This window comes from Actinomycetospora atypica (genome assembly GCF_042653685.1).
GTDB lineage: Bacteria > Actinomycetota > Actinomycetes > Mycobacteriales > Pseudonocardiaceae > Actinomycetospora > Actinomycetospora atypica.
The window spans coordinates 17,581-41,445 of the sequence record NZ_JBHSIV010000013.1 but is presented as its reverse complement, the minus strand read 5'-3'; the positions used below and the strand labels follow the sequence as shown (position 1 = coordinate 41,445).

Below are 23,865 nucleotides of genomic sequence, written 5' to 3'. Positions count from 1 at the left end.
TCGGCGACGCTAGACGTTGACATGGACGTGAAGGTCAAGGCCTGATGGTGAGCATGCGGATCGGCGAGCTCAGCAAGCAGACCGGCGTGAGCACCCGGTCGCTGCGCTACTACGAGGAGCAGGGGCTGCTGGTGGGCGAGCGCCTGCCCAACGGCTACCGCGACTACACGCCCGACGCGGTCGACACCGTCGCCTTCATCCAGGACCTCTTCAGCGCCGGCCTGCCGTCCGACGTCGTCCGCGACGTGCTGCCCTGCCGCCACGGGCAGCGCCCGGCCGGGGACTGCTCCGCCCTGCTCGCCCGCGCCCACCAGGTGCGTGCCGCGCTGGTGGCGCAGGAGGAGCGCATCGCCCAGCGGCGCCGCACCCTCGACCACTTCCTGGCGAAGGGCGGGGTCTGACTAGCCGGTCATCCGGGTGGAGCCCCGGGCGCCGGCCTCGTCGCGCGGGCCCTCGAGGTCGACGACGATCTTGCCGTGCACGTGCCGACCGGCCTGGAGCTCGACCGCGCCCCGGATCTGCGCGACCGGGAAGGTCGCCGCGATCGGCACCCGCAGCCGGCCCTCCGCGACCAGGCGGGCGACCTCGTCCAGGGCGCCGGGGGCCGCGTTCGCGCCGTTGGCCGCCGACACGCCCTCGACCTGCGCGGCGACGGTGCAGATGCGGCCGTCCGGGACGCCGAGCTCCCGGGCGGCCTGCACCGTCTCGGTGCCGTACAGGTCGATCGCCGCGGTGACGCCGCTGGGAGCGAGGGCCCTGACCCGGTCGGCCAGGCCGTCGCCGTAGGCGACCGGCTCGGCCCCGAGATCGCGCAGGAAGTCCGACGACGCCGCCGAGCCGGTCCCGATGACCCGCGCGCCCGCGATCCGGGCGAGCTGCACGACGAACACGCCGACCCCGCCCGCCGCCCCGCCGACGAGCAGGGTGTCGGCGGGGCCCGGTTCGATCACGGCGAGGGCCGCGGAGGCCGTGGCGCCGGCGATCGTGAGGGTGGCGGCGGTCCGGTCGTCGAGGCCCTCCGGGGTCGGCCGGGCCTCGTCGGCCGCTCCCCGGCCGGCCGCGTCGACCACGACGAGCTCGGCGACCGCGCGGGACAGGGCGCCCCCGAACACCCGGTCCCCCGGCGCGAACCGGGTCACCCCGTCGCCGACCTGGTCGACCACTCCCGCGTAGTCGGTCCCGAACCCCGCCGGGAGGCTCAGGCCGAACCGGGCCGCGGTGTCCGCGTCGGCGGTCATGATCCAGTCCATCGGGTTGAGGCCGGCCGCGGTGACCCGTACCCGGACCTGTCCTGGGCCGGCCCGGGGAACGGGAACCTCGCGGACCTCGAGGACGTCGGGGCCGCCGAAGGACCCGAGGCGGACCGCCCGGCACCGTCGCTGATCGCTCTGCTCCTGCATGGACGCCTCTCTCCGCGCGACCGTGGACCCGAGAAACGGACTATGCTCCGTTTCCACGAGACCGACCGTAACACAACCGGAGCGTGATCCGTTTTGCCCGACGCCGAGGTGCCCGCACGCCGGGCCGACGCGACGCGGAACCGTGACCAGCTGCTCGCGGTGGCGACCCGGGTGTTCGGGTCGGCCGACGCGGAGCCCTCGATGCGGGCGATCGCCCGCGAGGCCGGGGTCGGCATCGCGACGCTCTACCGGCACTTCCCCACCCGGGAGTCGCTGGTCGACGCGGTCTACCGGGACCAGGTCGTGCGACTGACGACCGGCGCCCGGGAGCTGCTCGGCCGGCTGGCCCCGGCGGCGGCGATGCGGGGCTGGATGGACCTGTTCGGGGACTGGATCGCGACCAAGAACGGCATGCTCGACACGCTGCTCGCGATGATCGAGTCGGGCGAGATCGCCCACGGCGCGACCCGGGCCGAGCTGCTGACGGCGATCACGACGATCCTCGACGCGGGCCGGGAGGCGGGCGACCTGCGCGGCGACGTCCTCGCCGAGGACGTCGCCGCCTCCCTCATCGGCATCTTCACCGTGGCCCCCCGGCCCGGGCACGAGGCCCAGGCCGGTCGCCTGCTGGACCTCCTCATGGACGGGCTCCGGCCCGTGGTCACCTCGGGGCGGTCGTCACCATCCAGTGGCTGAACCGCGCGTAGGCGTCGGCGAAGGCCGTCGCGTCCGCGGCGCGCTGGATGGCGTCGGCGTGCTCGCGGACGGTCCGGAACCTCGGGATGCGGGCCTGCTCGTAGGCCCGGAGCGCCTCGGGCACCGCCGCGTGTCCCGCCAGCGCGTCCCGGAGCACCGGGACGTCCTCGATGCCCAGCGTGCCCCCGGCCGAGAGGTGCGGGGAGAGGCCGTGCGCGGCGTCGCCGATCAGGGTGACGTGCTCGCCCGACCAGGAGTCCATCGGCGGCACGAGCAGGATCCGGTTCTCCAGGACGGCCTCCTGCGGCGTCGCCCGGATCATGGCGAGGAGCTCCTGGTGCCACCCCTCGCTGACCAGGTTGCCCGCGCGGTCGAGCGCGTCCTCGCGCCTGTCGCCGGTGAGCTCCCCCGCGTCGAACTGGTTCACCATCCACATCGTGCGGGCGGAGTCCAACCGGGTGTAGCCGCCGCGGGTCCCGTGCGGACCGACGGTCAGCGACGTCCCTCCCGGGCGCTCGTCGCCGCGCGTCGGGACGACGGCCCGCCACGCGGTGTGGCGCCCGTGCTCCCGGGCGGCGGCGTCCGGACGCAGCCGGTGTCGCACGAGCGAGTGCACGCCGTCCGCACCGACGAGCAGGTCGGCCGCGATGACCCCGCCGTCGCCCAGCCGGACGGTCACCCCGCCGGGACCCTCGTCGTAGCCGACCACGCGGGTGCCGGTGCGGATGCGGTCCCGGCCCACGACGTCGGCGAGCATCGCGTTGAGCTCCGGCCGGGGCACGAGCAGGAACCGGTAGTCCGCGGCCGCCGTGCCCTCGGAGCGTCGGGGGGTCCCGTCGGGGTCGCGGAACCACGTGTCCACGAGGCTGCTCATCGCCTCGACCGGGGTCCGCAACCCCAGCTCGCCCACCACCCGCAGCGCGTTGTCCCACAGTCCGATGCCCGCTCCGACCGCCCGGATCTCCCCGGCCTGCTCGACGACGTCGACCTCGTTCCCGGCGCGGCTCAGCACCGCGGCCGCAGTGAGACCGACGAGACCCGCACCGGCCACGACGATGTGCACGACGCCTCCACCTCTTCCCGACTCCCGTGTCGCTCCGACGGGAACCAGTACAGGCCGCACCTCGTGATAACTCCAATGCATAGTTCGCAGGGTTACTATGCAGCTCGTGCATGACGACCTCGGGCTGCTCATCGCCCTCGACGTCCTCCTCGACGAGCAGAGCGTCAGCGGCGCGGCCCGGCGCCTGCACCTGTCCCAGCCGGCGATGAGCCGGACCCTCGGGCGGCTCCGGGCCACCACCGGGGACGAGATCCTCGTCCGGACCGGCGGGGCGATGATCCCCACGCCGTACGCCGACCGCATCCGCGGCGAGGTCAAGGAGCTCGTCGCCCGCGGGAAGGCCGTCCTCACGCCCGAGGTCGAGGTCGACCCCGCCACCCTCACCACCCGCTTCGTGCTGCGGGCGAACGACGCGCTCGCGAGCGCGATCCTGCCCGCCCTCGCGGCGACGATGCGGCGGTCCGCCCCGTCGGCGACGCTGTCCCTGCTCGGCGAGGACTCCACCCCCTCGAGCGAGCCGGACCTCGACGGCCCGCTCCTCGGCGGCGCCGTCCCGAGCTCCTCCGGACTCCGCCACGAGGTCCTCGGGACCGACTCGCTCGTCGTCCACGGTGCGGGTGCCGTCGCGGACCTCGACACCTTCGCCGACGCCGGCCACGTGGTCGTGTCGCGCCGGGGGCGCACGCGCGATCCGATCGACGACGCCCTCGCGCTCGTCGGTCGGAGCCGGCGCGTCACCCTGAGCGTCCCCACGGTCCACGCGGCGATCGACATCGTGCGGGGGACGGACCTCGTCACGACGATCCCCTCGGTGACCGCCCGCGCCTCCGGCCTCACCCACGCGCCGCTGCCGGTGGCCGTCGGCCCCGTGCCGTCGGTGCTCTCGTGGCACGTGCGGCTCGACCACGATCCCGCGCAGCGGTGGTTCCGCCGTACCGTCGCGGCGGTCGTGCGCCACGCCCTGGACCCGCCCGGGGTCAGGCGCGGTCGTGCAGGGTGACCTGGTAGCCGTCGGGGTCGGCGAAGGTGAACGTCCGGCCGAACGGACCGTCGACCGGCGCCGAGACGATGGTGTGGCCGCCGGCGACCAGAGCGTCGTGGATGGCCTGGACGTCCGTGGCGTGGAGCCAGATCGCGGCCCCGATCCCGGGCTGGGCGACGGACGCGAGATCGGTGCCGGGCACGACGTCGCGGAGCGCGAAGGCGATCGGCTTGGTCTCGAAGACGACCGCGTGCGGCGGTCCGGCCGGCGAGCGGACGAGGCCGAGGTACTGCTCGTAGAACGCCTGCGAGGCGTCGAGGTCGCTCGTCTGGAGGGAGACGAAGTCGGGGCCGGTGACCGGCATGGTGGTGCTCCTTCGGGTCATGTCAGCTTCCTGACACACACCACGCTATGTCAGCACCTTGACATGCGTCAAGCCGGCTCGAGGTCGTCGTCGACGACCTCGAGCCGACCTCGTCACGACGGTCGGGAGCGGGCGGAACCGGCCTCAGGCGTTCGTCTTGGCCTTCCGGCGCCACTGCGTGAGGGGGCGCTCGGTGTAGCCGTTGGGCTCGGTGCCACCGGTGAAGACCAGCTCGAGGGCCGCCTGGAACGACTCGCTGCCGTCCAGGTCGGGCGCCATCGGCGGGTAGCCGTCCTGGCCCTCGTTCTGCTCGTCGACCAGCGCGGCCATGCGGGCGAACGTCTCGCGCACCGTGTCGGCGTCGACGACGCCGTGCTCCAGCCAGTTCGCGATGAGCTGGCTGGAGATCCGCAGCGTCGCGCGGTCCTCCATCAGGCCGACCCCGTCGAGGTCGGGCACCGTCGAGCAGCCGATGCCCATCCCCACCCAGCGCACCACGTAGCCGAGGATCGACTGGGCGTTGGTCTCCAGCTCCCGGCGCACGTCGTCCTCGGACAGGGTGCCCGGGTCCGACAGCGGGAGCTCCAGCAGGTGGCGGCGGTCCGCCGTCTCCCGCTTCGCGATCTCGTCCTGGACGGCGTGCACGTCGATGCGCAGGTAGTGCAGCGCGTGCAGCGTCGCGGCCGTCGGCGAGGGCACCCAGGCCGTGTTCGCGCCCGCCTTCGGGTGCCCGATCTTCTGCTCGAGCATCTCGGCCATCGCCGCGGGCTTGGCCCACATGCCCTTGCCGACCTGGGCGTGGTGCTCGAAGCCGGCGGCCAGCGCGACGTCGACGTTGCGGTCCTCGTAGGTCTGCAGCCAGACCGTCGACTTCATGTCGCCCTTGCGCAGCACCGGCCCGGCGGCGAAGCAGGTGTGGATCTCGTCGCCCGTCCGGTCGAGGAACCCGGTGTTGACGAAGATGACGCGGTTCGCGGCCGCGCCGATGCAGGCCGACAGGTTGACCGTCGTCCGCTTCTCCTCGTCCATGATGCCGATCTTGAGTGTGTTCGCGTCGAGGCCGAGGGCCTCCTCGATCGCCGCGAACAGCTCGACGGTCAGCGCGACCTCGTCCGGCCCGTGCTGCTTGGGCTTGACGATGTAGAGGCTCCCGGCGCGGGAGTTGGTGTGCGGGCCGAGGCCGCGCAGGTCGTACAGGCCGGCGACGGCGCACACGAGCGCGTCGAGCACGCCCTCGTTGGTCTCCTGGCCGTCCGCGGTGAGCACGGCGTTCGTCGTCATGTGGTGCCCACAGGTGCGGACCAGCATCAGCGAGCGGCCCGGCAGGGTCAGCGCCGAGCCGTCGGGGGCGGTGTACTCGCGGTCGGGGTTGACCCGCCGGGTGACGGTCTCGCCGCCCTTGGAGAACTCCGCGACGAGGTCGCCGGTCATCAGCCCGAGCCACGTGCGGTAGGCCAGGGCCTTGTCCTCGCCGTCGACCGTCGCGACCGAGTCCTCGAGGTCGACGATCGTGGTCACCGCCGACTCGAGCACGATGTCGCTGACGTCGGCGTGGTGCTGCCCGCCGACCTGCGTGGACGGGTCGATCACCAGGTCGACGTGCAGGCCGTTCCGGACGAGCAGCACGTGTCCCCGGCCGTCGTCGTCCGGGGTGGTGAACCCGGCGAACGCCGACGGGTCGGCCAGGCCGACCGTGCCGTCCGCCGTGTCGGCGGCGAGGCCGTCGGTCGACGGGCGGTAGGCGGTGACGTCGGCGTGGCTCCCGCGTTCGAGCGGGAACAGCTCGTCGAGCAGCTCGTCGGCGGCCTCGATGACCTGGGCGCCGCGCCGCTCGTCGTAGCCCTTCGCGAGCTCGTGGTCCTGCGGGAGCGCGTCGGTGCCGTAGAACGCGTCGAACAGGGAGCCCCAGCGGGCGTTCGCCGCGTTGAGCGCGAACCGCGCGTTCGTGGAGGGCACCACCAGCTGCGGGCCGGGCGTCTCGGCGATCTCCGGATCGACCCGGTCGACGTCGATCGTCGGGACGCTCGACGTTTCGGGCGCGAGGTAGCCGAGGTCGGTCAGCAGCTTCTCGTAGTCGTCCCGGGAGCCCGCGCCGTGCTCGGCGTGCCAGGCGTCGATCTTGCCCTGGAGGTCGTCGCGCTCGGCCAGCGCCGTCGCGATCCGCGGCGCGAACCGCTCCTGCAGGCCGGCCAGGATCGACCAGAACTGCTCGCCGGTGAGCTCGACCTGGGCGAGCAGCTCGTCCTCGACGAACGCTCGCAGGTGCTCGTCGACCTGCAGTCCGGACCGTTCGGACGTCTCGGACACGGGTGGACCGCCTCTCTCGCCTGCTGGACTCGTCGGGACTCCCGTCCCGTCATCTCAGGTAGCCCGGGACGGCTCCGGCCACGCCTGCCCGCCCGGGCAGTCCTCGACTCGACGGCGCGGACGCTAGTCGTCCCCCTGCCGCGAGGCACGTCGATCGGCCTCCGGGACGGGGTGTGAGCCGTCCGGGGCCTTCGGGACGAGCACCTCCCCCTCCAGACCGTCGGGGTCGCGGAAGAACATGCTGAACGCGGACCCGAAGTCGTTGACCGTGCCGTCCGACCCGCCCTGCTCGATCAGCCGGTCGCGGATCGTCGCGAAGGCCTCGTAGGACGCGGCGCGCAGACCGAGATGGTCCAGGCGTCCGCGGTGCCACATCGGGGTCTGCCGGTCGGCCTCGTCGCTGCTCGGGATCGTGAAGACGTTCAGTTCGGTGTGCGGCCCGATCCGCATCACCGTCATCGTCTCCTCGCCCTGCTCACCGTGCCGTGCGGTCGGGCCGATCTCGGCCTCGAACACGGCGGCGTAGAACTCCCCCAGCCGCGCCGGGTCGTGGGTCAGGCAAGCGATGTGGTCGACGCCGGTCAGCAGCATGCGCTCGGGGTTCCCGTCCGGCGGGACCGCTCATGCCTCCCCGGACGCCGCCTCCAGCGACGCCGATCTCGCAGGGTTCGTGGTCATCGTCCGACAGCTCTCCGGCGGGACGCGTTCCGCGTGGAGTCGCGCGGCACCCTCGGAGGGCCCTCAGACCGCCGCCGAGAGCGTCACCGCCGACAGACCCCGGCGGGCGGTGCGCTCCAGCAGCTCGTCCACCGTGGCGACCACGCCTGCGCGCTGCGGGCCCTCGTGCAGCACGACGACCGAGCCGCGGCGCACGACCCGGTTCAGCCGGCGGGCGGTCGACGCCGTCCCGGCCCCGGCGCCGCTGATCGCCACGGCGCTGCCCAGGACGCAGCGCAGACCCTCCGCCTCGGCGATCGCGAGGTGGTCGGGTGTCGGCCAGCCCGAGCCCGGCCGGAACCAGCGCACCGGGCCGTGGGGTTCGAGCGCGCGCCGGGTCGCGCGGAGGCTGTCCCGGAACTCGTCGGGCCCCAGTCGCCACGTCGGCTCGTCGCGCCAGGTGTGGTTGCCGATCTCGTGGCCCTCGGCCGCGATGCGGGCCACGAGCTCCGGGTGCGCCGACGCCCGCTCGCCGATCAGGAAGAACGTCGCGCGCGCCCCCCGGCGGCGCAGGACATCGAGCAGCGCGGGGGTCGTCGCCGGGTCCGGGCCGTCGTCGAAGGTCAGGACGAACCGGGGCGACCGGGTCGGGACGGCGAAGAGGACCCGGCCTCCGAGGACGGGACCGATCGCGGACACCAGCGGCAGCACGCCACCCATGATGTCGATCGTCACGACGGCCCGGTGTGGACTTCCTCCTGGCGCACCGACCCCGGCCCCGGGAACCCTGTGACCCACCGCCCCGCCCCGGCAGGAGGACCCGATGTCGTCACGCACCCCACGGTCGATCGACCAGTTCCGGGACCCGCCCGGTGGCCCGCCGTCCGCGGTCGTCGCGACGAGCATCGAGGCGGCGCACGAGGTGCAGGACCTCGGTGCCTTCATCGCGGTGGCCGACCGGGCCGAGGTCGGGGACGGACCGTTGTCCGGGGTGCCGATGGCGGTGAAGGACAACCTGGACACCCTCGACTTCGCCACCACCGGCGGCACCCCGGCCCTCGCGGCGTCCCGGCCGGGCCGCGATCACCATGCCGTGGCCCGCCTGCGGGAGGCCGGCGCCTCGGTCGTTGGCAAGACGAACCTGCACGAGCTCGCCCTCGGGATCACGAGCAACAACGCCGCGTTCGGGCCGGTCCGGCACCCGCACGACACCTGCCGCAGCGCGGGAGGCTCGTCAGGGGGCTCGGCGGTCGCGGTCGCGACGGGGGTGGTCCCGTTCGCGCTCGGTTCCGACACCGGTGGTTCGGTCCGGGTCCCGGCGGCGTTCTGCGGTCTCGTGGGCTGGCGGCCGACCGTGGGGCGGTGGGGCTCCGGACGCGGCGTGCCGATCTCGCACACCCGGGACACGGTCGGGGTGCTCACCACGACGGTCGCCGACGCGGCCCTCGTCGACGAGATCGTCACCGGTGAACCGCCGGCCCTGCCCGAGGCGCGTCCCCTGCGGCTCGGGGTCCCCCGGCCCGGGTTCTACGACGACCTCGACTCCACGACCGCCGAGGTGATGCGACGGGCCCTCGATCGTCTCGCCGACGGCGGGGTCGAGCTCGTCGACACCACGGTCGCCGACGCCCACGAGCTCGACGCCGAGTGCGGGTTCCCGATCGTCTTCCACGAGATCGCCCGCGACCTCCCGGACTACCTCGCCTCGCTCCCCGGCCCGGAGCGCCACCTGACCTTCGCCGACGTGCTCGAACGCGTCGCCTCCCCCGACGTCCGCGGCGCGCTCGAACTGGCCGCCTCGGGCACGGTCGACGAGGCCGTGTACCGCCGGGCTCTCGAGGCCCGCGACCGCCTGCGCGACGCGTACGCCGCTGCGATGCAGCACCCCACGGGGCCGCTCGACGCCCTCGTCTACCCGACGGTCCCGCTCGTCGCGCCCCCGCTGGGCGACGACGACACCACCGACCTCGACGGTCGACGGGTGCCGACCTTCCTCACCGTCATCCGCAACACCGGACCGGGGTCCACGGCGGGCATGCCGGCCGTGAGCCTGCCCGCCGGCATTACCGGGACCGGACTGCCGGTGGGCCTCTCCCTCGAGGCGGCCCCGGCCGGCGATCGCCGCCTGCTCGCGGTCGCCCGGGCCGTCGAGGACCTCCTGCGCTGACGCGACCCGGGCGGTGTCCCGGAGCCGGCGACGAGTCGGTCGCGTCCTGCCGAAGGGAACCCGGTGGATCCGTGTCCATCGGACCGGTCGTCGCAGGGTCCTTCGTCCCCGGCCGCACAGCCGCGCCGGAACCGGGTCGCGACGACCCGGTTCCCGCGCTCCGTTCGCCAGGGTCAGGACGTCATCGCGGGCGCTCCGACGGTCGACGACGCGATCGCTGCCCGGACCGCCTCCAAGCCCGCGGCCCGCGACACGACGGGCACGTACCCGAGCTCGTCGACGGCCTTCTCGGTGCGCAGGGTGCACTCCTGCCCGAGGAACCACCGGGCCGGCGCCGGGATCTCGCGCTCGGCGGTCGCCCCGTCCACCTCGGCCGTGGGCAGGTCCACGCCGTAGATCCCGAAGAGGGTCTCGAGGAAGTCGCGCAGGACGACCCGCTCGCGGTCGGTGATGAAGTAGGCCTGACCGGGCCGGCCCCGCTGCCAGCCGAGCAGGAGGCCCTCGACGGCGTTGTCGACGTAGGTGACGTCGGTGGTGTACCGACCGCCGTCGATCCAGGCGAACCGCCCCTGCCGGGCCTCGGCGGCGAGCCCGCCGATGAGGCTGCTGTCCGGGCCCCAGACGAACCGGGGTCGGATCGACACCGTCGTGAAGCCGGGCGCGTCGGCCTCGAGCACCAGCTGTTCGGCCTCCGCCTTGGTCGCCGAGTAGGCCGCCTCGGAGTCCGGGCGCAGCGGCGCGGACTCGTCGATGTCGACGAGCGGCTCCCCCGCGAGGAGGGCGGCCTCGCTCCCGCAGTACACGAACCGCCCGACGCCCACGGCCCGGGCCGCGTCGAGGGCCGCCCGGGTCCCGCCGACGGTGATCTGTTCCTGCCGCTCCCGGGGCGCGGCGATGTCGGTCTCGGCGGCGAGGTGGAACAGCACCTCGCTGCCCGCGAGCCCGTCCTGCCACGACGCCGGGTCGGTCAGCTCGCCCAGGACCGGTCGTGCGCCGAGCGCGCTGACCGCGGCCGCCGACGCGTCGCTGCGCACCAGCGCGCGGACCTCGTGGCCCTCGGCGAGCAGCCGGCGCACCAGCGCCCGACCGATGAACCCCGATCCGCCCGTGACGAATGCCTGTGCCATGACCCCTCCTACCGGTGACGATCTCTCGTCTTGCACAGCAACGGCCACCCCCGCACCCTTCCCTCGACACCATCGATGCTTCGACGGTCTGCCATCCATCCGGCGAAGGTCACTGCAGGACCGGGGAGCCACCGGGACCGACCACTTTCGGTCTAATGCCGACCGACACCTGGCACACAACCGATTAATGTGGGCGGGTGCAGCACGCCACGGACACCGAGGGGCTCATCTCGGTGCGGCTGGGCTCCGACGGCATCGTCCGCCTGTCGTGGGCCCCCCGACTCGAGATCACCGGCGAGCTGGCGGCCGCGGCGGTGCGGATCGTCGACGATCTCAACGGCCCCATTCACCGGCCCATGCTGGTGAACATGACCGGTACCGCCGCGCTGACCCGGTCCGCCCGGTCGGTCTTCGCGCGGCCGTGCTCGGTGTCGCGGCTGGCGCTGCTGGGTCGATCCGCGGTGGACCGGGTGATCGCCAACTTCGCGCTGGGTGTGAACCGCCATCCGATGCCGATGCGGTTCTTCACCGACGAGAGGGCGGCCCTCGACTGGTTGCGCGATGCTGCTGCCGAGCGCTGACCAGTGGGAGCAACGCTGCGAGAGACCCGAGGAGCGGCTCGACCGGCTCGTGGAGTTCGTGGTGGAGCTCGCCTCCGGGCATCTCGAGGCCCGGATGGCGCCGTCGTCGCGGGCTGACGAGCTCGACTCGGTGATCGTCGGGCTCAACATGCTCGCCGAGGAGCTCCAGGTGCTCAACGACGACCTCGAGAAGCGGGTCCGGGAGCGCACGCGAGAGCTGGCCACGGCGCGTGAACAGCTGCAGCACCTGGCGTTGCACGATCCGCTGACGAACCTGGCCAACCGGACCCTGCTCACCGACCGCCTCGCCGCCGCCGTCGACGAGGGGTCCGACACCGCGCCGCCCGCGGTGATCGTCCTCGACCTCGACGGGTTCAAGGCCGTCAACGACGACCACGGGCACGCCGTGGGCGACCGGCTGCTCGTCGTCGTCGCCGCCCGCCTGCGCGGTGCGGTCCGCGCCCGGGACACCGTCGCCCGCCTCGGCGGCGACGAGTTCGCGGTCGTCGTCGTGGACGCCGTCCCCCACGAGGTCGTGGCCGTCGCCCGGCGCATCCAGCACCGGTTGCGCCGGCCGGTCGTCGTCTCGGGTCACCGCTGCACCGTCGACGCCAGCATCGGCATCCGGTTCGGCACCGACCGCCCGGGCCCCTCGACGTTGCTCGACGACGCCGACCTCGCGATGTACGCGGCGAAGGAGTCCGGCGGCGGGGTCCGGATCTTCGAGCCCTCGCTGCGGCCGGCTCGTCGCGAACGGCGGGAACGCGCGAACCCCGCCGCCGACCCCGGGCCCGCCGACCCCGGGCAGCTGGCCCTGTTCGAGGTTGCCCCGTTCGAGGACCCCGACCCCGACGGCGGTCCCCGGACAGCCCTGTAGATCGCCGCCCCGCCTTCCTAACCTCCTCCCGGGAGGTGGCCATGGGTGGCTGGAGCCGCGCACTGTTGGTGCCGCAGGTCGTCCGGTTGGGTCGGCGGGCGCCGCGGGTGACCTCGACCCGCTGGGAGCGGTACTGGGCGTCCACGGGCGCCACCGGCGACGACGGCGACGTGCTCTGGGACTCCAGCACCCCCGGCGAGGCGCAGCACTACCTCGAGCTGCTCGCCGCACATGCCGACCCCCGGTTGCCGATCGTCGACCTCGGGTGCGGCAACGGGCGGTTCACCCGCGCCCTCGCCCGGCACTACCCCCGTGTCCTCGGTGTCGACGTCGCGCCCGCGGCGATCACCCGGGCCCGGGCGGAGACCGACGGGCCCGGGACGCCCGACCCGCGTCGCGACGTGCGCTTCCGGGCGATCGACGCCACCGCCGTCGGGAGCGGGCGGCGCCTGCGGGAGGAGGTGGGCGGGGACGCGCACGTCTTCATCCGCGGGGTCCTGCACGTTCTCGACGACGACGCCCGGCAACGGCTGGTCGCCACCGTCCGGGCCCTCGTCGGGAGCTCGGGCACCGTCCTCGTCGCCGAGACCAACCACCGCGGGTCCGCACTGAGCTACCTGGAGAGCCTGGGCGCGACCCCGCGCGGCATGCCGGCGCCGCTGGCCCGCGCGATCTCCTCGGGCCTGCCCACCCCGCGGCCGTTCGGGATCGACGAACTGAACGCGTGCTTCCCTCCCGGGCGCTGGGAGGCGGTCCGGACCGAGCGCGACGCCGAGATCACCGTCGTCCCCCTGCGGCGCCACGGCGTCCCCGAGCACGTTCCCGCCCTCGTGGCCGTCCTGCGACCGAGGCCGGGAAGGGCTGCCGGTGGCGTCCCGCCCGGGGAGGACCCTCACTGATCCGGGGCGCCCGCGACCCTCCGGCCGGGAGCCCGCCCCACCCCGGCGAGCAGGACGAGCAGGGCCGCCTGGCCGAGCACGCCGGGCGCCAGCGTGGGAGCCGGACCGACGGTCCGGGTCACCGCGAACCACCACTGCTGCGCGACCGGCAGGTCGTCCCACACCGCGGAGTACCGGCCGTCGAGCTCGCCGGCGTCGTGGTTGGCGACGGTGTGGTCGACCACGCCGTAGACCGACGCGGCGAGCACCACGGCCGCGAGCACCCGGGACGTCGTGAGACCGATCCGGGACGGGACGAGGACCGCACCGATCGCCCCCAGCAGCACCACCAGCGCCGCCCAGGGGACGAGCTGCTCGACGCCGTTCCAGTGGCGCTCGGAGGCGAGCTCGAAGGCGGTGGCGCCCACGCTGATCACGGCGAGGGCCACGAGGCCGGCGCGCAGCAGGTCGGCCGGCTCGCGTCGACGGCGGGTGGAGCGGGCCCGGCCGGGGGCCCTCGTGTCGGTCACGGCTGGAGGACGGCGACGATCTGGTCGACGACGCCCGGGCCCGGGTTGTACTTGGCCAGTTCCTCCCGGAGCGTCGGGAAGTTCGGGTCGGCCGGGTACGGCCGGTACTCGGCGACCTCCTCGGCCCAGCGCTCGGCGTCCGGAATGCCGGCCTGCTCGAACCGCTCCGCCAGCTCCTCCTCGGAGGCCTCGTTCGCCGAGACCTTGCCGCCGGCCGGGGCAGGTGCCGCCGCGGCGCTCGTCGTGGTGACGGGGGCCGGGGCGGCGCTGCTCGCGGGGGCCTCGGTCTCCCCGCCCCCGCAGCCCGCCAGGGCGAGCACCAGGGCGGGAGCGGGCAGGAGTGCGGCGACACGGCGACGGGTCGGGCTCATGGGGTTCCCTCCAACGGTCGGGGCATCGGCCGGGGAGCACCAGGTCGGTCGCCCCGCGGTGATGCCCGGGCATTATCCCGCGCGCGGTCGTCGTGCCGTCGACGACGCAGGTCCTGCGCCGGCGAGCAGCTCGGCGGCCAGGGCTCGCCCCCGGCCGGCGACGGAGCCGGTCGCCGGAGCGCCTCGCCGTCCTCGAGCAGCACCCGGAGGCGCGCGTCCAGACTCGGCGAGTGCCGGATGAGCAGGTGGGTGGCCTCGGCCAGCACCGACTCGACCCGCATCTCCTCCACACGAGCCTCGAGGCGCCGGGCCTCGTCCCGTGCCGCCCGCGCCCTCGCGACGAGATCGTCCAGGTCGTCCGCCACGGTGCCGCGCCCCCTCCGAGGCGAGCCCACAGCGCGCCGATCCCCGGAGCGTGTCACGTCGACGGCGACCGTGGTGGCGCCACGGGGAGGCGTGCTGACCACCCGACCCGACCGACGCACGACGATCCGGCCGGCAGCGGCGTGGTCACGGCATCGGTGGCACCCCGGCGCGCGGGTGGTCCTCGCTGCGCTGGAGGGCCTCACCGACCAGCCAGTGGGCGACGTCGGCGAGCTTGATGTTGGTGTCCTGCGACGAGGTCACCAGCATCTGGAACGCCGCGTCGTCGCTCACCCCGAAACGCTCCATGAGAATGCCCTTGGCCTGGCCGATCACGTCGCGGTTCACCACCGCCGCGTGCATCGTCCGGACCTCCTCGCCGCCCTGGCACAGGGCGGCCGCCTGCACCGCGAACGTGGCGGCGGCCAGCCCGGCCCGCTCCCCGAAGGCGGCGGCCTTGCGCCCGTAGAGGTTCAGGGTGACCCGGGGGCCGCCGGTCCGGGTGACCAGGCGCGTCGAGAGCAGGGAGCGATAGCCGCAGGCCACCGCCTGCGGAGCGAAGTCGGGCCAGCGAGCGGCGGCCCCGGCGCCGTCGAGATCCCCCAGGAACACCACGCCGTCCTCCGACGATTCCTCGTCGAAGCAGGGCCCCTGGCCCCACGTGGACTGCACGGTGTCCAGCTGCGCGACCGCCTCGTCGCTGGTGTGGTCGGTCCGCACCGTCCCGCCCTCGGTCCGGGCGAGGCCGCCGGCCACGGCTGCCGGCACGATCTCGAGGGCACTCGACACGATCAGGCTCGCCGCCGCTCCCGGGTCGCGCAGCGCCCGCCCGTCGATGCTGCGACGCATCGAGCGGCGCAGGGCGGTGACGTCGAGGGGTGGTGGGTGCACCGGTCAAGACACCTCACGACTGTGGACCTTCGGATCGACCGACGACGGTCGTCCCCGGAACACGGCCGTGGGTTCGACCGCAACACCGGGAGGTTACCGAGCAGTCATGTCGGCGCCAGTCGACGGCCGCGGGCACCCCGGGTCGTCGACCGACTACGAGGGACTGGTGCGGGTCTCGGGCTGCGTGCTGCGGGGTGACTCGTCGAACTCCTCGGTCGCGCCGACCCGCCGGGCCAGCTGCGCTCCCGCACTCAGGTGCTGGGTGACCGCGTGCAGGTTGTGCCCGGCCCCGCTGCGCGGTCGCGGGTCGAGATCGACGTGATGGAGCAGGGTCACCATCGCCTCGAGCACCGTGGCGACCTCGTCCGCCAACCCCGGCATGTTCTGCTCGAGCATCTTTGGCCGACCGTCGGAGGCCTTGTCCCCGACCGTCAGGGCCTGAGCGGCCTCCCGGAGGGCGATGACCGCGTTCTGCTTCGCGTCGTCCACGACGGACGATTCTGCCGTCCGCTCCTCGCGCGCGCCCGCTCGCGCGTCCGACGTCGCCGCCGCCGGGCTGGCCCGCAGACGGACGGTGGTCACACGAGCCACAGCGACGCGCCGCACTGCAGTGCGATGCGTCGCACTCCTGCGGTCGACAGGGCCCCGACCGGGATGGCAGCGTCGACCGCACGTCACCCCGGTCCCGGTGGCTCCCGCGACGGACGGACACCGGGGACATCGATGCCGCACACGCCCACGCCCCGCGCGACCTCCGACGTCCCGGCCACCGGCGGCGTCCTCGGCCGAAGGGTGGGGGTCGAGGAGCGCCCCGACCACATCGGCGTGGAGACCCCGGGACGGGTGGCGGCCGTGCGCGCCTCGCGCCTGCTCGACCGCGGTCCGGAGGAGACCTTCGACCGCATCGCCGCGCTGGCGGCGACCGTCCTCTCGACCCCGATGGCGTACCTCAGCATCGTCGACGACCTCGTCACCACGCTGAAGGGGGCGCCGGTCTCGATCGCCCTCTGCGGGCCCGACGGCACCTACCGCGCACCGGCCCGGGACGCCGCCTGCCAGCTCGTCGTCGACGCCGGCGTCGAGGTCGTCGTTCCCGACACCGCCGCGGACCCTCGGCTGCGTGACCTCGTCCAGGTCAAGCAGTTCGGCGCCGCGTCCTGGATCGGGGTGCCCGTACGGGGCCCCGAGGGTCACGTGTTCGGCAACCTGTGCGCGATGGACACCCGGATCCGGGACTGGACCGGGGCGGAGATCGAGGGGATGCGCACGCTGGCCGCGGCGGTCGACGACCACATCGCCCTGCGCCTGGCCGCGCAGAGCCTCGAGAGCTACGCCGTCGAGGCCACCGAGCTCGCCCGGACCCTGCAGCAGGCCCTGCTGCCGACCCACGCGCCCCGCATCCCGGGGGTCGGGATCGCCACCCGCTTCTCCCCCGGCGGCACCGGGACCGAGGTGCTCGGCGACTTCTACGACGTGGTGCCGAGCGAGGGCGGCTTCGGCGTGGTTATCGGCGACGTGTGCGGCAAGGGCCCCACCGCCGCCCGCACCACGGCCCTCGCCCGGTCGGCGGTCCGCACCGCCGCCCACTCCGAACCCGACCCCGCGGTCGTCCTCGGGACCGTCAACGCCGTGCTGCTGGACTGGTTCGGCGCCGGCCGCAGCTTCGTCTCCGCCGCCTACGCCAGGTTCCTCCGCGCCGGCGACGGGTGGGACGTCCGCCTCGCCAGCGCCGGGCACCCACCGGGCTTCGTCCGGCACGCCGACGGTCGGGTCGTCGAGCTCGGCGCCGGGGGCCGGGTCCTCGGCCTGGGCGACGAGCCCCCCACCGGCCTCGACCGGATCGTCCTCGGTCCGGGCGACTCCCTCGTGCTCTACACCGACGGCATCACGGAGGCCCGCGACGGCCGGAAGGTCCAGTTCGACGAGGCCGGGGTCCGCGCCGCCATCACCGCCCTGAACGGCGACGCGGACGCCGACCGGATCGCCGACGGCCTCGTCGGGGCCGCCCTCCGGCACGCCGGGGGGCGGAACGCCGACGACGTGGCCGTCGTGGTCGTGCAGGCCGCGCCCCGGCACTGACCCCCAGGCGACGCATCGCCGGTGCGGGTCACCCGGCGCCCGCGCAGGCGGCTCCGTCGGTCGGAGGGCCGAGGGGATCCGAGGCATCCACGGCGAGGACGCGACCGTCCGCCGCGCGCAGCTCGCAGCCCACGACGGTGCCCGCGGGACGGTCGGGCGGGCCCGCCACCCGCACCCACAGCCAGTAGCCGCGTTCGTAGGGGACGGGCAGGACGACGGACGGACGCTGCGGGGACAGCGCCACCGGCGTCGGGTCGAGGCTGCGCCCGAGCATCCCCGACCGGCTCCGCATCCGGGTGTCGAACCAGACGACCATCGGCGTGTCGGTCACCGTGGACACGGTCAGGCTCATCGCCGAGTCGGTGGCGGTGGTGGTGTCGTCGGCGCACCCGGCCAGGAGGCACACGGCGACCGCACACGTCGCGGCGAGTCTCGTCAGGGTCGAGGAGGAGCCGGCCCGGGTCCGGGCCGACCCGGTCGTGGTCATGGTCCCGGTCACCCGTGCCTCCCCCGCCTCGACGTCCCGCGCTCTCCGCCCGCCACCCTGCTGGCCGGACGACGGTGTCGCATCGGCTCGGCGGGTCACATCCCGACGGTGGCCTCCCACCCGCGGGGTCGAGCCTCACGACGTGCCGTGAGGTCACCCACCGGAGCAGCTGTCAGATCGGCGGCAGGGGTGGGCGACCCGCGTCCCGCCGCCACACGAGCCGGTGTTCGACCAGCAGGTCGTCCCCGGCGAGCGGTCGCGCGACGACCCCCGGCGGGAGCCCGTCGGTGTCCGCGCGCTCCTGGGTGATCCCGATCGCGACCCCCGCGAGGACCAGCAGGACCATGCGGTCGAGGCGCTCCGCGGGGTGGGCGACGACCACGTCCGCGCCGCGGGAGCGCAGCCCGGTGACGAAGCGGTCGTGCAGCCGCGGGTTCATCGCCCGGGGCACCACGGCGAGCGGACGGCCGGACAGGGCCGCGGGGTCGATCCGCTCGCCGACCGCCGGGTCGTCGGCGGGGAGCACGACGAGGGCCCGTTCCCGCCCGACGACCTCGGAGTCGAGCGCCGTCGGCACCTCCGGCTCCCAGCACCACGCGGCGTCGAGGCGCCGGTCGAGGACCGCCTCGAGCTGCTCGGGTGTGCTCATCGGGACGGGGACCACCCGGCGCCCGGCCGACTCGAACAGCGCCGTCCCGAGGTCCTCGGCGTAGCCGACCCGCAGCTCCCGGGCGCCCCGAACGGCCTCGCGCCCCACGGCGCGGGCCCGCCCCGCGGCCTCGACCACCGCCCGGGCCTCGGGCAGGAACGCCTCGCCGGCGGCCGTGAGCACGACCCGACGGCTGGTCCGGGCGAACAGCGGGCCGCCCAGTTCGCGCTCGAGCCGCCGCACCTGCTCGCTGACCGACTGCTGCCGCACGTGCATCCGGGCTGCGGCCCGGCCGAAGTGGAGTTCCTCGGCGACCGCCACGACGTACTCGAGCTGCCGCAGTTCCACAGGCTCAGCCTGTCACAGCGGCGCGCGGCCGGTCGTTGATCACCGGGCCGCCCCGGCGTGCCATGGAGGACATGAAGACCTGGTTCGTCACCGGCGCGTCCCGCGGGTTCGGGCGGGAGCTCACCGAGCAGCTCCTCGCCCGCGGGGACCGCGTCGCCGCCACCCTCCGCGACCCCGCCCGTCTCGACGACCTCGCCGCCGCCCACGGCGACCGCCTCTGGCGCGCCGCCCTCGACGTCACCGACACCGAGCGCCTGCGCACCGTGGTCGATGCCGCCTTCGCCGACCTCGGGCGCGTCGACGTGGTCGTCTCCAACGCGGGGTCGGGGGTGTTCGGCGCGGCCGAGGAGCTCACCGACGCCCAGATCGAGTCGCTGATCGCCACCAACCTGACCAGCTCGATCCAGCTCGCCCGGGCCGCCCTGCCGCACCTGCGCGCCCGACGCGGGGGCCTGCTCCTGCAGGTCTCGAGCATGGGCGCCCAGATCGCCTTCCCCGGGTTCTCGCTCTACCACGTGAGCAAGTGGGGCATCGAGGGCTTCTACGAGTCCCTCGCCCAGGAGGTCGGGCCGTTCGGGATCGCGACGATGCTCGTCGAGCCCGGCATGATCCGGACGTCCTTCTACGAGTCCGCCGAGCACGCCCCGCCGCACCCGGCCTACGAGCACCTGCACGGACCACGCGTCGCCGTCGAGGACATGCCCGGCGACCAGGAGCTCGTCGTCGCCGCGATGATCTCCGCGGCCGACCGGGACGACCCGCCCCGGCGGCTCGTCCTCGGCTCGGACGCCCACCGCCTCATGACCGACGCGCTGCGGGCCCGGCTCGCCGAGGTCGACGCCCAGCGCGACACCGCCGCCCGCACCGACCGGTGGTGACCCGCCGTCCCGGCGGTCCGCGGCGGTCGTCCGGACGGCGACCGGGGTACCGCTCCCGGGCCGGGTGACGCGGCCGAGCCCACCGCAGAGTGGGCGAACCTCCCGGGCGTGCGGGCCGTGGGAGCCGCCGGGTGCGGACCCGAGGGCACGGCGGGCGCATCATGGGCCGGGAACGCGTTCGTGCGGGGGTGGGGGCGGCAGTGCTCAGTGACCGGGACCGGCAGGTGCTCGCCGCCATGGAGCGCGCCCTGGCGGCGCAGGACCTGGCCCCGGAGCCCCCGCTCGACGAGCGGGAGGCCCCGCACCCCTCCCGCAGCCGGCACGACTCCCGGTGGGTCGGCGTGGCGGCAGGCGTCCTCGCGGGGGTCGTGGCCCCCGTCGTCGTGCTGGCGACCGTGCCGACGCTGCCCGCGGTCCTGATCGTCATCGTCCTGGCCCTCGTGGGCCGGGTGGTCGCGATGTGCGGCGTGGACGACGGCTCGAGGGCGTAGACCGGGGATCACACGAGCGGCGGCCGGCGGTCGGCCCACGGAGCAGCGTGCTCGAGCTGACGGGCCAGACGCAGGAGGAGCTCCTCGGAGCGGAGGGGGCCGACGAACTGGACGCCCAGGGGCAGGCCCTCGGGCGTCCAGTGCAGGGGCAGGCTGATCGCGGGCCGCCCGGTGATGTTGGCGACCTGGGTGTACGGCACCCAGGCGAGGCTCGGGGTGATGAGTCGGTCCATGAGTCCGGACCGGTGCAGGACACGCATGCCCCGCGCTCGGATGACTCCGGCCGCGAGTGCCTGCAGGGGTCGGGGTGTGTCGAGTGCGCCCACGGCGATCGGAGGTTCGGCGAGGGTGGGCGTGAGAAGGAGGTCGTGGTCGGCGTGGAACCGGGACAGGCCGGCGATGTGGTCGCGACGATGTTCCTGCGCGGCCTGCAGCTCGGTGGCGGACAGGACCCGGCCCAGGGCGGCGAGGACCCGGGTGTCCTGCTCGAAGCTGCCGTCGGGAGCGCCCGTCTCAGCCTTGATGCGCTCGATCTCGAGGGCCTGGTGGACACACCAGATGGTCAGGAAGTCGCGGGCGACCTGTGCGTCGTCGAACGGCACGGCGACCTCCTCGACCTGGTGGCCGAGGTCGGTGAGCAGCTCTGCGGCGCGGTCCACCGCTCGCACGGCCTCGGGGTGCGGGGCCGGCCGCAGCGAGCTGCGGGTCGTGTAGCCGATCCGCAGTGTCCCGGGGGCCTGGTCCAGCGCGGTGAGGTAGGAGCGGTCGGGGACGGCGGGCGCGTAGGGACTCATCGGGTCCGGTCCGGCGAGGACGTCCAGCATGGCGGCACTGTCCCGCACGCTCCGGGAGACGACGCCCTGCGTGGCGATGCCGTCGAGCGGTTCACTGTCGACGGGTCCGAACGGGATCAGCCCACGGCCGGCCTTGAGGCCGACCAGGCCGCAGCACGCGGCGGGGATGCGGATGGAGCCCCCGCCGTCGCTCGCTCCGGCCACCGGCACGATGCCCGCGGCCACGGCGGCGGCGGAGCCGCCCGAGGAGCCGCCGGGCGTGCGGTCGAGCGCCCAGGGGTTGCGGGTCGGGCCGTACACGGCTGCCTCGGTGACGCCCTTGGTGCCGAACTCGGGTGTCGTGGTCTTGCCGAACACCACGAGGCCGGCGTCGAGCCACCGCTGGACCACGGTGCTCGTCTGCTTCGCCCGGCGGCCCTGCAGCGCACGGCTCCCCTCGGCCGAGGCGACCCCTTCGAGGTCCTGCAGCAGGTCCTTGATGAGGAACGGAACCCCCGCGAACGGTCCCTCCAGCCTCGAGCCCGCCCGTCGGGTGGCGTCGTCGTCGAGACGCAGGCAGATCGCGTTGATTCTCGGGTTCGCCTGGTCGGCGCGAGCCCGAGCCAGGTCGAGGAGCTCGATCGGCGTGGTCTCCCCGGCAGCGATCGACTCGCGGAGGCCGAGGCCGTCGTGACGGAGGTAGTCGTCGAGGTCCACGAAGCGACTCTAGCCGGACCACGTGGTTTGACAAACCAATTGGTACGGCGACTGCTACCGTCGGCCCGTGGCCGGCTCCCCGCGTGTCGACGGGCGCTCCCTGCGCTATCAGCACCGTCGTCCGGAGCTGCTGGCCGCGGCCCTGGAGTACGTGCTCGAACACGGACCGGGCGACCTGTCGTTGCGCTCGATGGCGGGCGAGCTCGGAGTCAGCCACGCGACACTCCTGCGGCATTTTGTCACCAAGGAAGCGCTCCTGACCGCGGTCTTCGAGCACCTCCGCGAGCAGACGATCGCCGAGCTCGAGAACGACGACGAGCTGCGCGCCGCGGCGCCCGTCGAGAAGCTGCGCCTGATGTGGCAACGGCTCTGTCGGCCTCGCCGTCGTCGGCAGTTCGTGGTCCTCGCGGAGACCTACGGGCTCGCTCGCCGCGAGCCGGAGCGGTACCGGGCGGGGCTCGAGGCCACCGTCTACGACTGGCTCGCGCTCGTGGAACAGGGTCTCGCGGACGAGGCGATGTCCGGCGACGACGCCAGGGTGGCGGCCACGATGATCCTGGCCCAGATCCGAGGACTCCAACTCGACCTCGCCGCCACGGGCGACCACGAGCGGGTCGACAGAGCCTTCGAACTCTTCGTCTCCGGACTCGGAAGGGCGAACCCGAGCTCCGGCACTCGCCGATGACACCCACTGGGTGGTCGTCCTGCACGGGGCCTGGCTCGGTCAGATCGCCAGGTCGCGCAGGGCGTTGTCGATCACCTCGGTGAGGGCGGGGTGGATCCAGTAGGGCCTGCTCGAGAGGGCGGTCGCGTCGATGTCGAAGGTCATGGCCACGCCGAGCAGGTGGATCATCGCCGGGGCCTGGGAGCCGATGATGTGGGCGCCGAGGATGCGGCCGGTGCCGCGCTCGGCGAGGATCTTGCAGAACCCGGTCGTGTCCTCCATCGCCCACCCGAAGGCGACGTCGCCCATGGCGACCTGAGCGCTGACGTAGTCCAGTCCGTCGTCGCGGCACTGCTGCTCGGTCCGTCCGACGGCGCCGATCTGCGGGTCGGTGAAGACCGCCGACGGGACGAGGTCGTGATCCATGGCGCGCAGGTCGTCGGGATGGGTGATGTTGTGTGCGGTCACCTCGGCCTCGCGGTTGGCGACGTGCTTGAGCTGCAGCGGCGAGCTGACGTCGCCGAGCGCGAACACGCCGGACGCCGAGGTGCGTTGGAACTCGTCGACGGCGATCCGGCCGTCGTCGTGGGTGTCGATGCCCGCCGCGGTGAGGTCGAGCTCGTCGCCGTTGGGGGTGCGCCCGGCGGCGACGAGCAACACGTCGGCCTCGACCACGCTGCCGTCGTCGAGGACGACGCGCAGCGCGCCCGGCTCGCCCTCCAGGCGTTCGAGCCGGCGCTCGAGGTGGAGGTCGTAGAGATCGCGGGCGATGTCGGTGTACCGGGCGGCGACGGCTTCGTCGTGACCGTGGAGGAGCCGGTCGTGCGGGTCGATGATGCTGATCTCGCTCCCGGCCTCGTGGAAGATGTGGGCCTGCTCGGCGGCGATGTACCCACCGCCGAGCACCGCGAGCCGCCGCGGCGGGGCGTCGATCCGCATGATCGTGTCCGAGGTGTGGTACGGCAGGCCGGAGTCGCGGACGGGCGGCGGCACCGTCGGGCGCCCACCCGCCGCGACGACGACCTGGTCGCCCTCGATCTCGACGTTCTCGCCGTCCTCGCCCTCGATGACCAGGCGCCGGGGTCCGGTGAACCGCGCGACGCCGGTGTAGACGGTGACGAAGTCGCTGTCCTGACGGTCCTGGCGTCCTTCGGCGGCGGTCTGGTCGAGCCGGTCGAACACCCGCTTGCGGACGTCGGGCCAGCGCATCCCCTCGAGGCGGGCGTCGACGTCGAAGGTCTCCGCCTGCTCGACGGTCTCAGTGACGTCGGCGGTGTAGGCGAGCATCTTCGACGGGATGCAGCCCCGGTTCAGGCACGTGCCGCCGAACGCGGACCGCTCGATGATCGCGACCTCGCGGTCGGCCCAGGAGTCGTCGATCAGCATGTTCCCCGAGCCGGCGCCGAGGACGACGAGATCGAAGCGACGCATGGAGGACCTTTCGCGGAGGGGTGGGGGCCCGCGCTGGGTCCCCGGGCTCCGGCGTCGCTAACGCCCCACGGGCCAGGTGGACGTCACACGATGC

Annotated in this window: 26 protein-coding genes; 11 read left to right on the top strand and 15 right to left on the bottom strand. The window is 74.2% G+C overall.

From position 1 onward, the window contains the following. The first annotated feature begins 44 nt into the window (after nt 1-44). On the top strand, nt 45-401 hold the full coding sequence (locus ACFPBZ_RS14200) for a MerR family transcriptional regulator (RefSeq protein ID WP_378036718.1): 357 nt from the start codon (nt 45-47) through the stop codon (nt 399-401). Here ACFPBZ_RS14200 and ACFPBZ_RS14195 read toward each other — a convergent pair whose 3' ends face one another. Further along, nucleotides 402-1,400, bottom strand: coding sequence for an NADP-dependent oxidoreductase (locus tag ACFPBZ_RS14195; protein ID WP_378036717.1), 999 nt, complete (start codon nt 1,398-1,400; stop codon nt 402-404). Between the two features lie 93 nt (nt 1,401-1,493). Between ACFPBZ_RS14195 and ACFPBZ_RS14190 the strand changes: the two genes are divergently transcribed. After that, the gene (locus tag ACFPBZ_RS14190; protein WP_378036716.1) at nt 1,494-2,096 is read left to right on the top strand and encodes a TetR/AcrR family transcriptional regulator; all 603 of its coding nucleotides are present in this window, start codon (nt 1,494-1,496) and stop codon (nt 2,094-2,096) included. Here the strand turns inward: ACFPBZ_RS14190 and ACFPBZ_RS14185 are convergent. Continuing rightward, complete coding sequence (locus tag ACFPBZ_RS14185; protein ID WP_378036715.1) at nt 2,062-3,159, bottom strand: FAD-dependent monooxygenase; 1,098 nt, start codon at nt 3,157-3,159, stop codon at nt 2,062-2,064. The genes ACFPBZ_RS14190 and ACFPBZ_RS14185 overlap by 35 nt on opposite strands. 106 nt (nt 3,160-3,265) lie before the next feature. Between ACFPBZ_RS14185 and ACFPBZ_RS14180 the strand changes: the two genes are divergently transcribed. After that, complete coding sequence (locus ACFPBZ_RS14180) at nt 3,266-4,159, top strand: LysR family transcriptional regulator (protein WP_378036714.1); 894 nt, start codon at nt 3,266-3,268, stop codon at nt 4,157-4,159. Here ACFPBZ_RS14180 and ACFPBZ_RS14175 read toward each other — a convergent pair. The 4 genes from ACFPBZ_RS14175 to ACFPBZ_RS14160 all read right to left on the bottom strand — a co-directional run bounded on the left by ACFPBZ_RS14175 (nt 4,137) and on the right by ACFPBZ_RS14160 (nt 8,204). Then, complete coding sequence (locus ACFPBZ_RS14175; RefSeq protein ID WP_378036713.1) at nt 4,137-4,505, bottom strand: VOC family protein; 369 nt, start codon at nt 4,503-4,505, stop codon at nt 4,137-4,139. The genes ACFPBZ_RS14180 and ACFPBZ_RS14175 overlap by 23 nt on opposite strands. A gap of 144 nt (nt 4,506-4,649) precedes the next feature. After that, nucleotides 4,650-6,812, bottom strand: coding sequence for a malate synthase G (locus ACFPBZ_RS14170; protein ID WP_378036712.1), 2,163 nt, complete (start codon nt 6,810-6,812; stop codon nt 4,650-4,652). Between the two features lie 123 nt (nt 6,813-6,935). After that, entirely contained in the window at nt 6,936-7,403 is a 468-nt protein-coding gene (locus tag ACFPBZ_RS14165) for a VOC family protein (RefSeq protein WP_378036711.1), read from the bottom strand. Between the two features lie 150 nt (nt 7,404-7,553). Further along, the gene (locus ACFPBZ_RS14160; protein ID WP_378036710.1) at nt 7,554-8,204 is read right to left on the bottom strand and encodes a polysaccharide deacetylase family protein; all 651 of its coding nucleotides are present in this window, start codon (nt 8,202-8,204) and stop codon (nt 7,554-7,556) included. An 88-nt stretch (nt 8,205-8,292) separates the two neighbouring features. Here ACFPBZ_RS14160 and ACFPBZ_RS14155 point away from each other — a divergent pair, with 88 nt between their 5' ends. After that, nucleotides 8,293-9,636 carry an amidase family protein gene (locus ACFPBZ_RS14155; protein ID WP_378036709.1) on the top strand — a complete coding sequence of 448 codons (1,344 nt, stop codon included), beginning with the start codon at nt 8,293-8,295 and terminating at the stop codon, nt 9,634-9,636. A gap of 173 nt (nt 9,637-9,809) precedes the next feature. Here ACFPBZ_RS14155 and ACFPBZ_RS14150 read toward each other — a convergent pair whose 3' ends face one another. Continuing rightward, nucleotides 9,810-10,763, bottom strand: coding sequence for an NAD-dependent epimerase/dehydratase family protein (locus ACFPBZ_RS14150; RefSeq protein ID WP_378036708.1), 954 nt, complete (start codon nt 10,761-10,763; stop codon nt 9,810-9,812). Between the two features lie 233 nt (nt 10,764-10,996). On the opposite strand from ACFPBZ_RS14150, the gene ACFPBZ_RS14145 reads away from it, so the two are divergent. From ACFPBZ_RS14145 to ACFPBZ_RS14135, 3 genes are read left to right on the top strand one after another with little or no spacing between them, the layout of a single operon-like run. Next, the gene (locus ACFPBZ_RS14145; RefSeq protein ID WP_378036707.1) at nt 10,997-11,344 is read left to right on the top strand and encodes a DUF7793 family protein; all 348 of its coding nucleotides are present in this window, start codon (nt 10,997-10,999) and stop codon (nt 11,342-11,344) included. Further along, nucleotides 11,325-12,221, top strand: a complete 897-nt coding sequence (locus ACFPBZ_RS14140) for a diguanylate cyclase domain-containing protein (RefSeq protein WP_378036706.1) — start codon at nt 11,325-11,327, stop codon at nt 12,219-12,221. Before ACFPBZ_RS14145 ends, ACFPBZ_RS14140 begins: the two co-directional genes overlap by 20 nt. Before the next feature lie 41 nt (nt 12,222-12,262). Continuing rightward, on the top strand, nt 12,263-13,120 hold the full coding sequence (locus ACFPBZ_RS14135; protein WP_378036705.1) for a class I SAM-dependent methyltransferase: 858 nt from the start codon (nt 12,263-12,265) through the stop codon (nt 13,118-13,120). Here ACFPBZ_RS14135 and ACFPBZ_RS14130 read toward each other — a convergent pair. From ACFPBZ_RS14130 to ACFPBZ_RS14115, 4 genes are all read right to left on the bottom strand, one after another. Beyond that, nucleotides 13,114-13,629: a hypothetical protein gene (locus ACFPBZ_RS14130; RefSeq protein ID WP_378036704.1), complete on the bottom strand. Its 516-nt coding sequence runs from the start codon at nt 13,627-13,629 to the stop codon at nt 13,114-13,116. The two genes, ACFPBZ_RS14135 and ACFPBZ_RS14130, sit on opposite strands and share 7 nt — an antisense overlap. Then, on the bottom strand, nt 13,626-14,000 hold the full coding sequence (locus ACFPBZ_RS14125) for a hypothetical protein (protein ID WP_378036703.1): 375 nt from the start codon (nt 13,998-14,000) through the stop codon (nt 13,626-13,628). Before ACFPBZ_RS14125 ends, ACFPBZ_RS14130 begins: the two co-directional genes overlap by 4 nt. Before the next feature lie 510 nt (nt 14,001-14,510). Next, complete coding sequence (locus ACFPBZ_RS14120; protein ID WP_378036702.1) at nt 14,511-15,254, bottom strand: ANTAR domain-containing protein; 744 nt, start codon at nt 15,252-15,254, stop codon at nt 14,511-14,513. A 153-nt stretch (nt 15,255-15,407) separates the two neighbouring features. Next, complete coding sequence (locus ACFPBZ_RS14115) at nt 15,408-15,743, bottom strand: hypothetical protein (protein ID WP_378036701.1); 336 nt, start codon at nt 15,741-15,743, stop codon at nt 15,408-15,410. Between the two features lie 234 nt (nt 15,744-15,977). Here ACFPBZ_RS14115 and ACFPBZ_RS14110 point away from each other — a divergent pair, with 234 nt between their 5' ends. Next, on the top strand, nt 15,978-17,333 hold the full coding sequence (locus ACFPBZ_RS14110) for a PP2C family protein-serine/threonine phosphatase (protein ID WP_378036700.1): 1,356 nt from the start codon (nt 15,978-15,980) through the stop codon (nt 17,331-17,333). A 28-nt stretch (nt 17,334-17,361) separates the two neighbouring features. Here the strand turns inward: ACFPBZ_RS14110 and ACFPBZ_RS14105 are convergent, their stop codons facing one another. Beyond that, entirely contained in the window at nt 17,362-17,820 is a 459-nt protein-coding gene (locus tag ACFPBZ_RS14105) for a hypothetical protein (RefSeq protein ID WP_378036699.1), read from the bottom strand. 172 nt (nt 17,821-17,992) lie between these two features. Beyond that, nucleotides 17,993-18,817, bottom strand: coding sequence for a LysR family transcriptional regulator (locus ACFPBZ_RS14100; RefSeq protein WP_378036698.1), 825 nt, complete (start codon nt 18,815-18,817; stop codon nt 17,993-17,995). 71 nt (nt 18,818-18,888) lie between these two features. Here ACFPBZ_RS14100 and ACFPBZ_RS14095 point away from each other — a divergent pair, with 71 nt between their 5' ends. Together ACFPBZ_RS14095 and ACFPBZ_RS14090 are read left to right on the top strand one after the other, a co-directional pair. After that, a complete protein-coding gene (locus ACFPBZ_RS14095) occupies nt 18,889-19,695 on the top strand; it encodes an SDR family oxidoreductase (RefSeq protein ID WP_378036697.1) in 807 nt (268 codons plus the stop codon). Nucleotides 19,696-19,895: 200 nt separating this feature from the next. Next, nucleotides 19,896-20,186: a DUF3040 domain-containing protein gene (locus ACFPBZ_RS14090; RefSeq protein WP_378036696.1), complete on the top strand. Its 291-nt coding sequence runs from the start codon at nt 19,896-19,898 to the stop codon at nt 20,184-20,186. Between the two features lie 8 nt (nt 20,187-20,194). Here ACFPBZ_RS14090 and ACFPBZ_RS14085 read toward each other — a convergent pair whose 3' ends face one another. Beyond that, entirely contained in the window at nt 20,195-21,676 is a 1,482-nt protein-coding gene (locus ACFPBZ_RS14085) for an amidase (RefSeq protein ID WP_378036695.1), read from the bottom strand. A gap of 67 nt (nt 21,677-21,743) precedes the next feature. Between ACFPBZ_RS14085 and ACFPBZ_RS14080 the strand changes: the two genes are divergently transcribed. Continuing rightward, on the top strand, nt 21,744-22,361 hold the full coding sequence (locus ACFPBZ_RS14080; protein ID WP_378036694.1) for a TetR/AcrR family transcriptional regulator: 618 nt from the start codon (nt 21,744-21,746) through the stop codon (nt 22,359-22,361). A gap of 39 nt (nt 22,362-22,400) precedes the next feature. On the opposite strand, the gene ACFPBZ_RS14075 is transcribed toward ACFPBZ_RS14080, so the two are convergent. Continuing rightward, a complete protein-coding gene (locus ACFPBZ_RS14075; RefSeq protein WP_378036693.1) occupies nt 22,401-23,771 on the bottom strand; it encodes a mycothione reductase in 1,371 nt (456 codons plus the stop codon). Nucleotides 23,772-23,865: the final 94 nt, after the last annotated feature.

What these genes read in the sequence shown, in the direction of transcription:
- ACFPBZ_RS14200 (WP_378036718.1), top strand. Translation starts at nt 45, where the DNA reads ATGGTGAGCATGCGGATCGGCGAGCTCAGCAAGCAGACCGGCGTGAGC.
- ACFPBZ_RS14195 (WP_378036717.1), bottom strand. Translation starts at nt 1,400, where the DNA reads ATGCAGGAGCAGAGCGATCAGCGACGGTGCCGGGCGGTCCGCCTCGGG.
- ACFPBZ_RS14175 (WP_378036713.1), bottom strand. Translation starts at nt 4,505, where the DNA reads ATGCCGGTCACCGGCCCCGACTTCGTCTCCCTCCAGACGAGCGACCTC.
- ACFPBZ_RS14165 (WP_378036711.1), bottom strand. Translation starts at nt 7,403, where the DNA reads ATGCTGCTGACCGGCGTCGACCACATCGCTTGCCTGACCCACGACCCG.
- ACFPBZ_RS14155 (WP_378036709.1), top strand. Translation starts at nt 8,293, where the DNA reads ATGTCGTCACGCACCCCACGGTCGATCGACCAGTTCCGGGACCCGCCC.
- ACFPBZ_RS14150 (WP_378036708.1), bottom strand. Translation starts at nt 10,763, where the DNA reads ATGGCACAGGCATTCGTCACGGGCGGATCGGGGTTCATCGGTCGGGCG.
- ACFPBZ_RS14140 (WP_378036706.1), top strand. Translation starts at nt 11,325, where the DNA reads ATGCTGCTGCCGAGCGCTGACCAGTGGGAGCAACGCTGCGAGAGACCC.
- ACFPBZ_RS14135 (WP_378036705.1), top strand. Translation starts at nt 12,263, where the DNA reads ATGGGTGGCTGGAGCCGCGCACTGTTGGTGCCGCAGGTCGTCCGGTTG.
- ACFPBZ_RS14125 (WP_378036703.1), bottom strand. Translation starts at nt 14,000, where the DNA reads ATGAGCCCGACCCGTCGCCGTGTCGCCGCACTCCTGCCCGCTCCCGCC.
- ACFPBZ_RS14110 (WP_378036700.1), top strand. Translation starts at nt 15,978, where the DNA reads ATGCCGCACACGCCCACGCCCCGCGCGACCTCCGACGTCCCGGCCACC.
- ACFPBZ_RS14105 (WP_378036699.1), bottom strand. Translation starts at nt 17,820, where the DNA reads ATGACCACGACCGGGTCGGCCCGGACCCGGGCCGGCTCCTCCTCGACC.
- ACFPBZ_RS14095 (WP_378036697.1), top strand. Translation starts at nt 18,889, where the DNA reads ATGAAGACCTGGTTCGTCACCGGCGCGTCCCGCGGGTTCGGGCGGGAG.
- ACFPBZ_RS14075 (WP_378036693.1), bottom strand. Translation starts at nt 23,771, where the DNA reads ATGCGTCGCTTCGATCTCGTCGTCCTCGGCGCCGGCTCGGGGAACATG.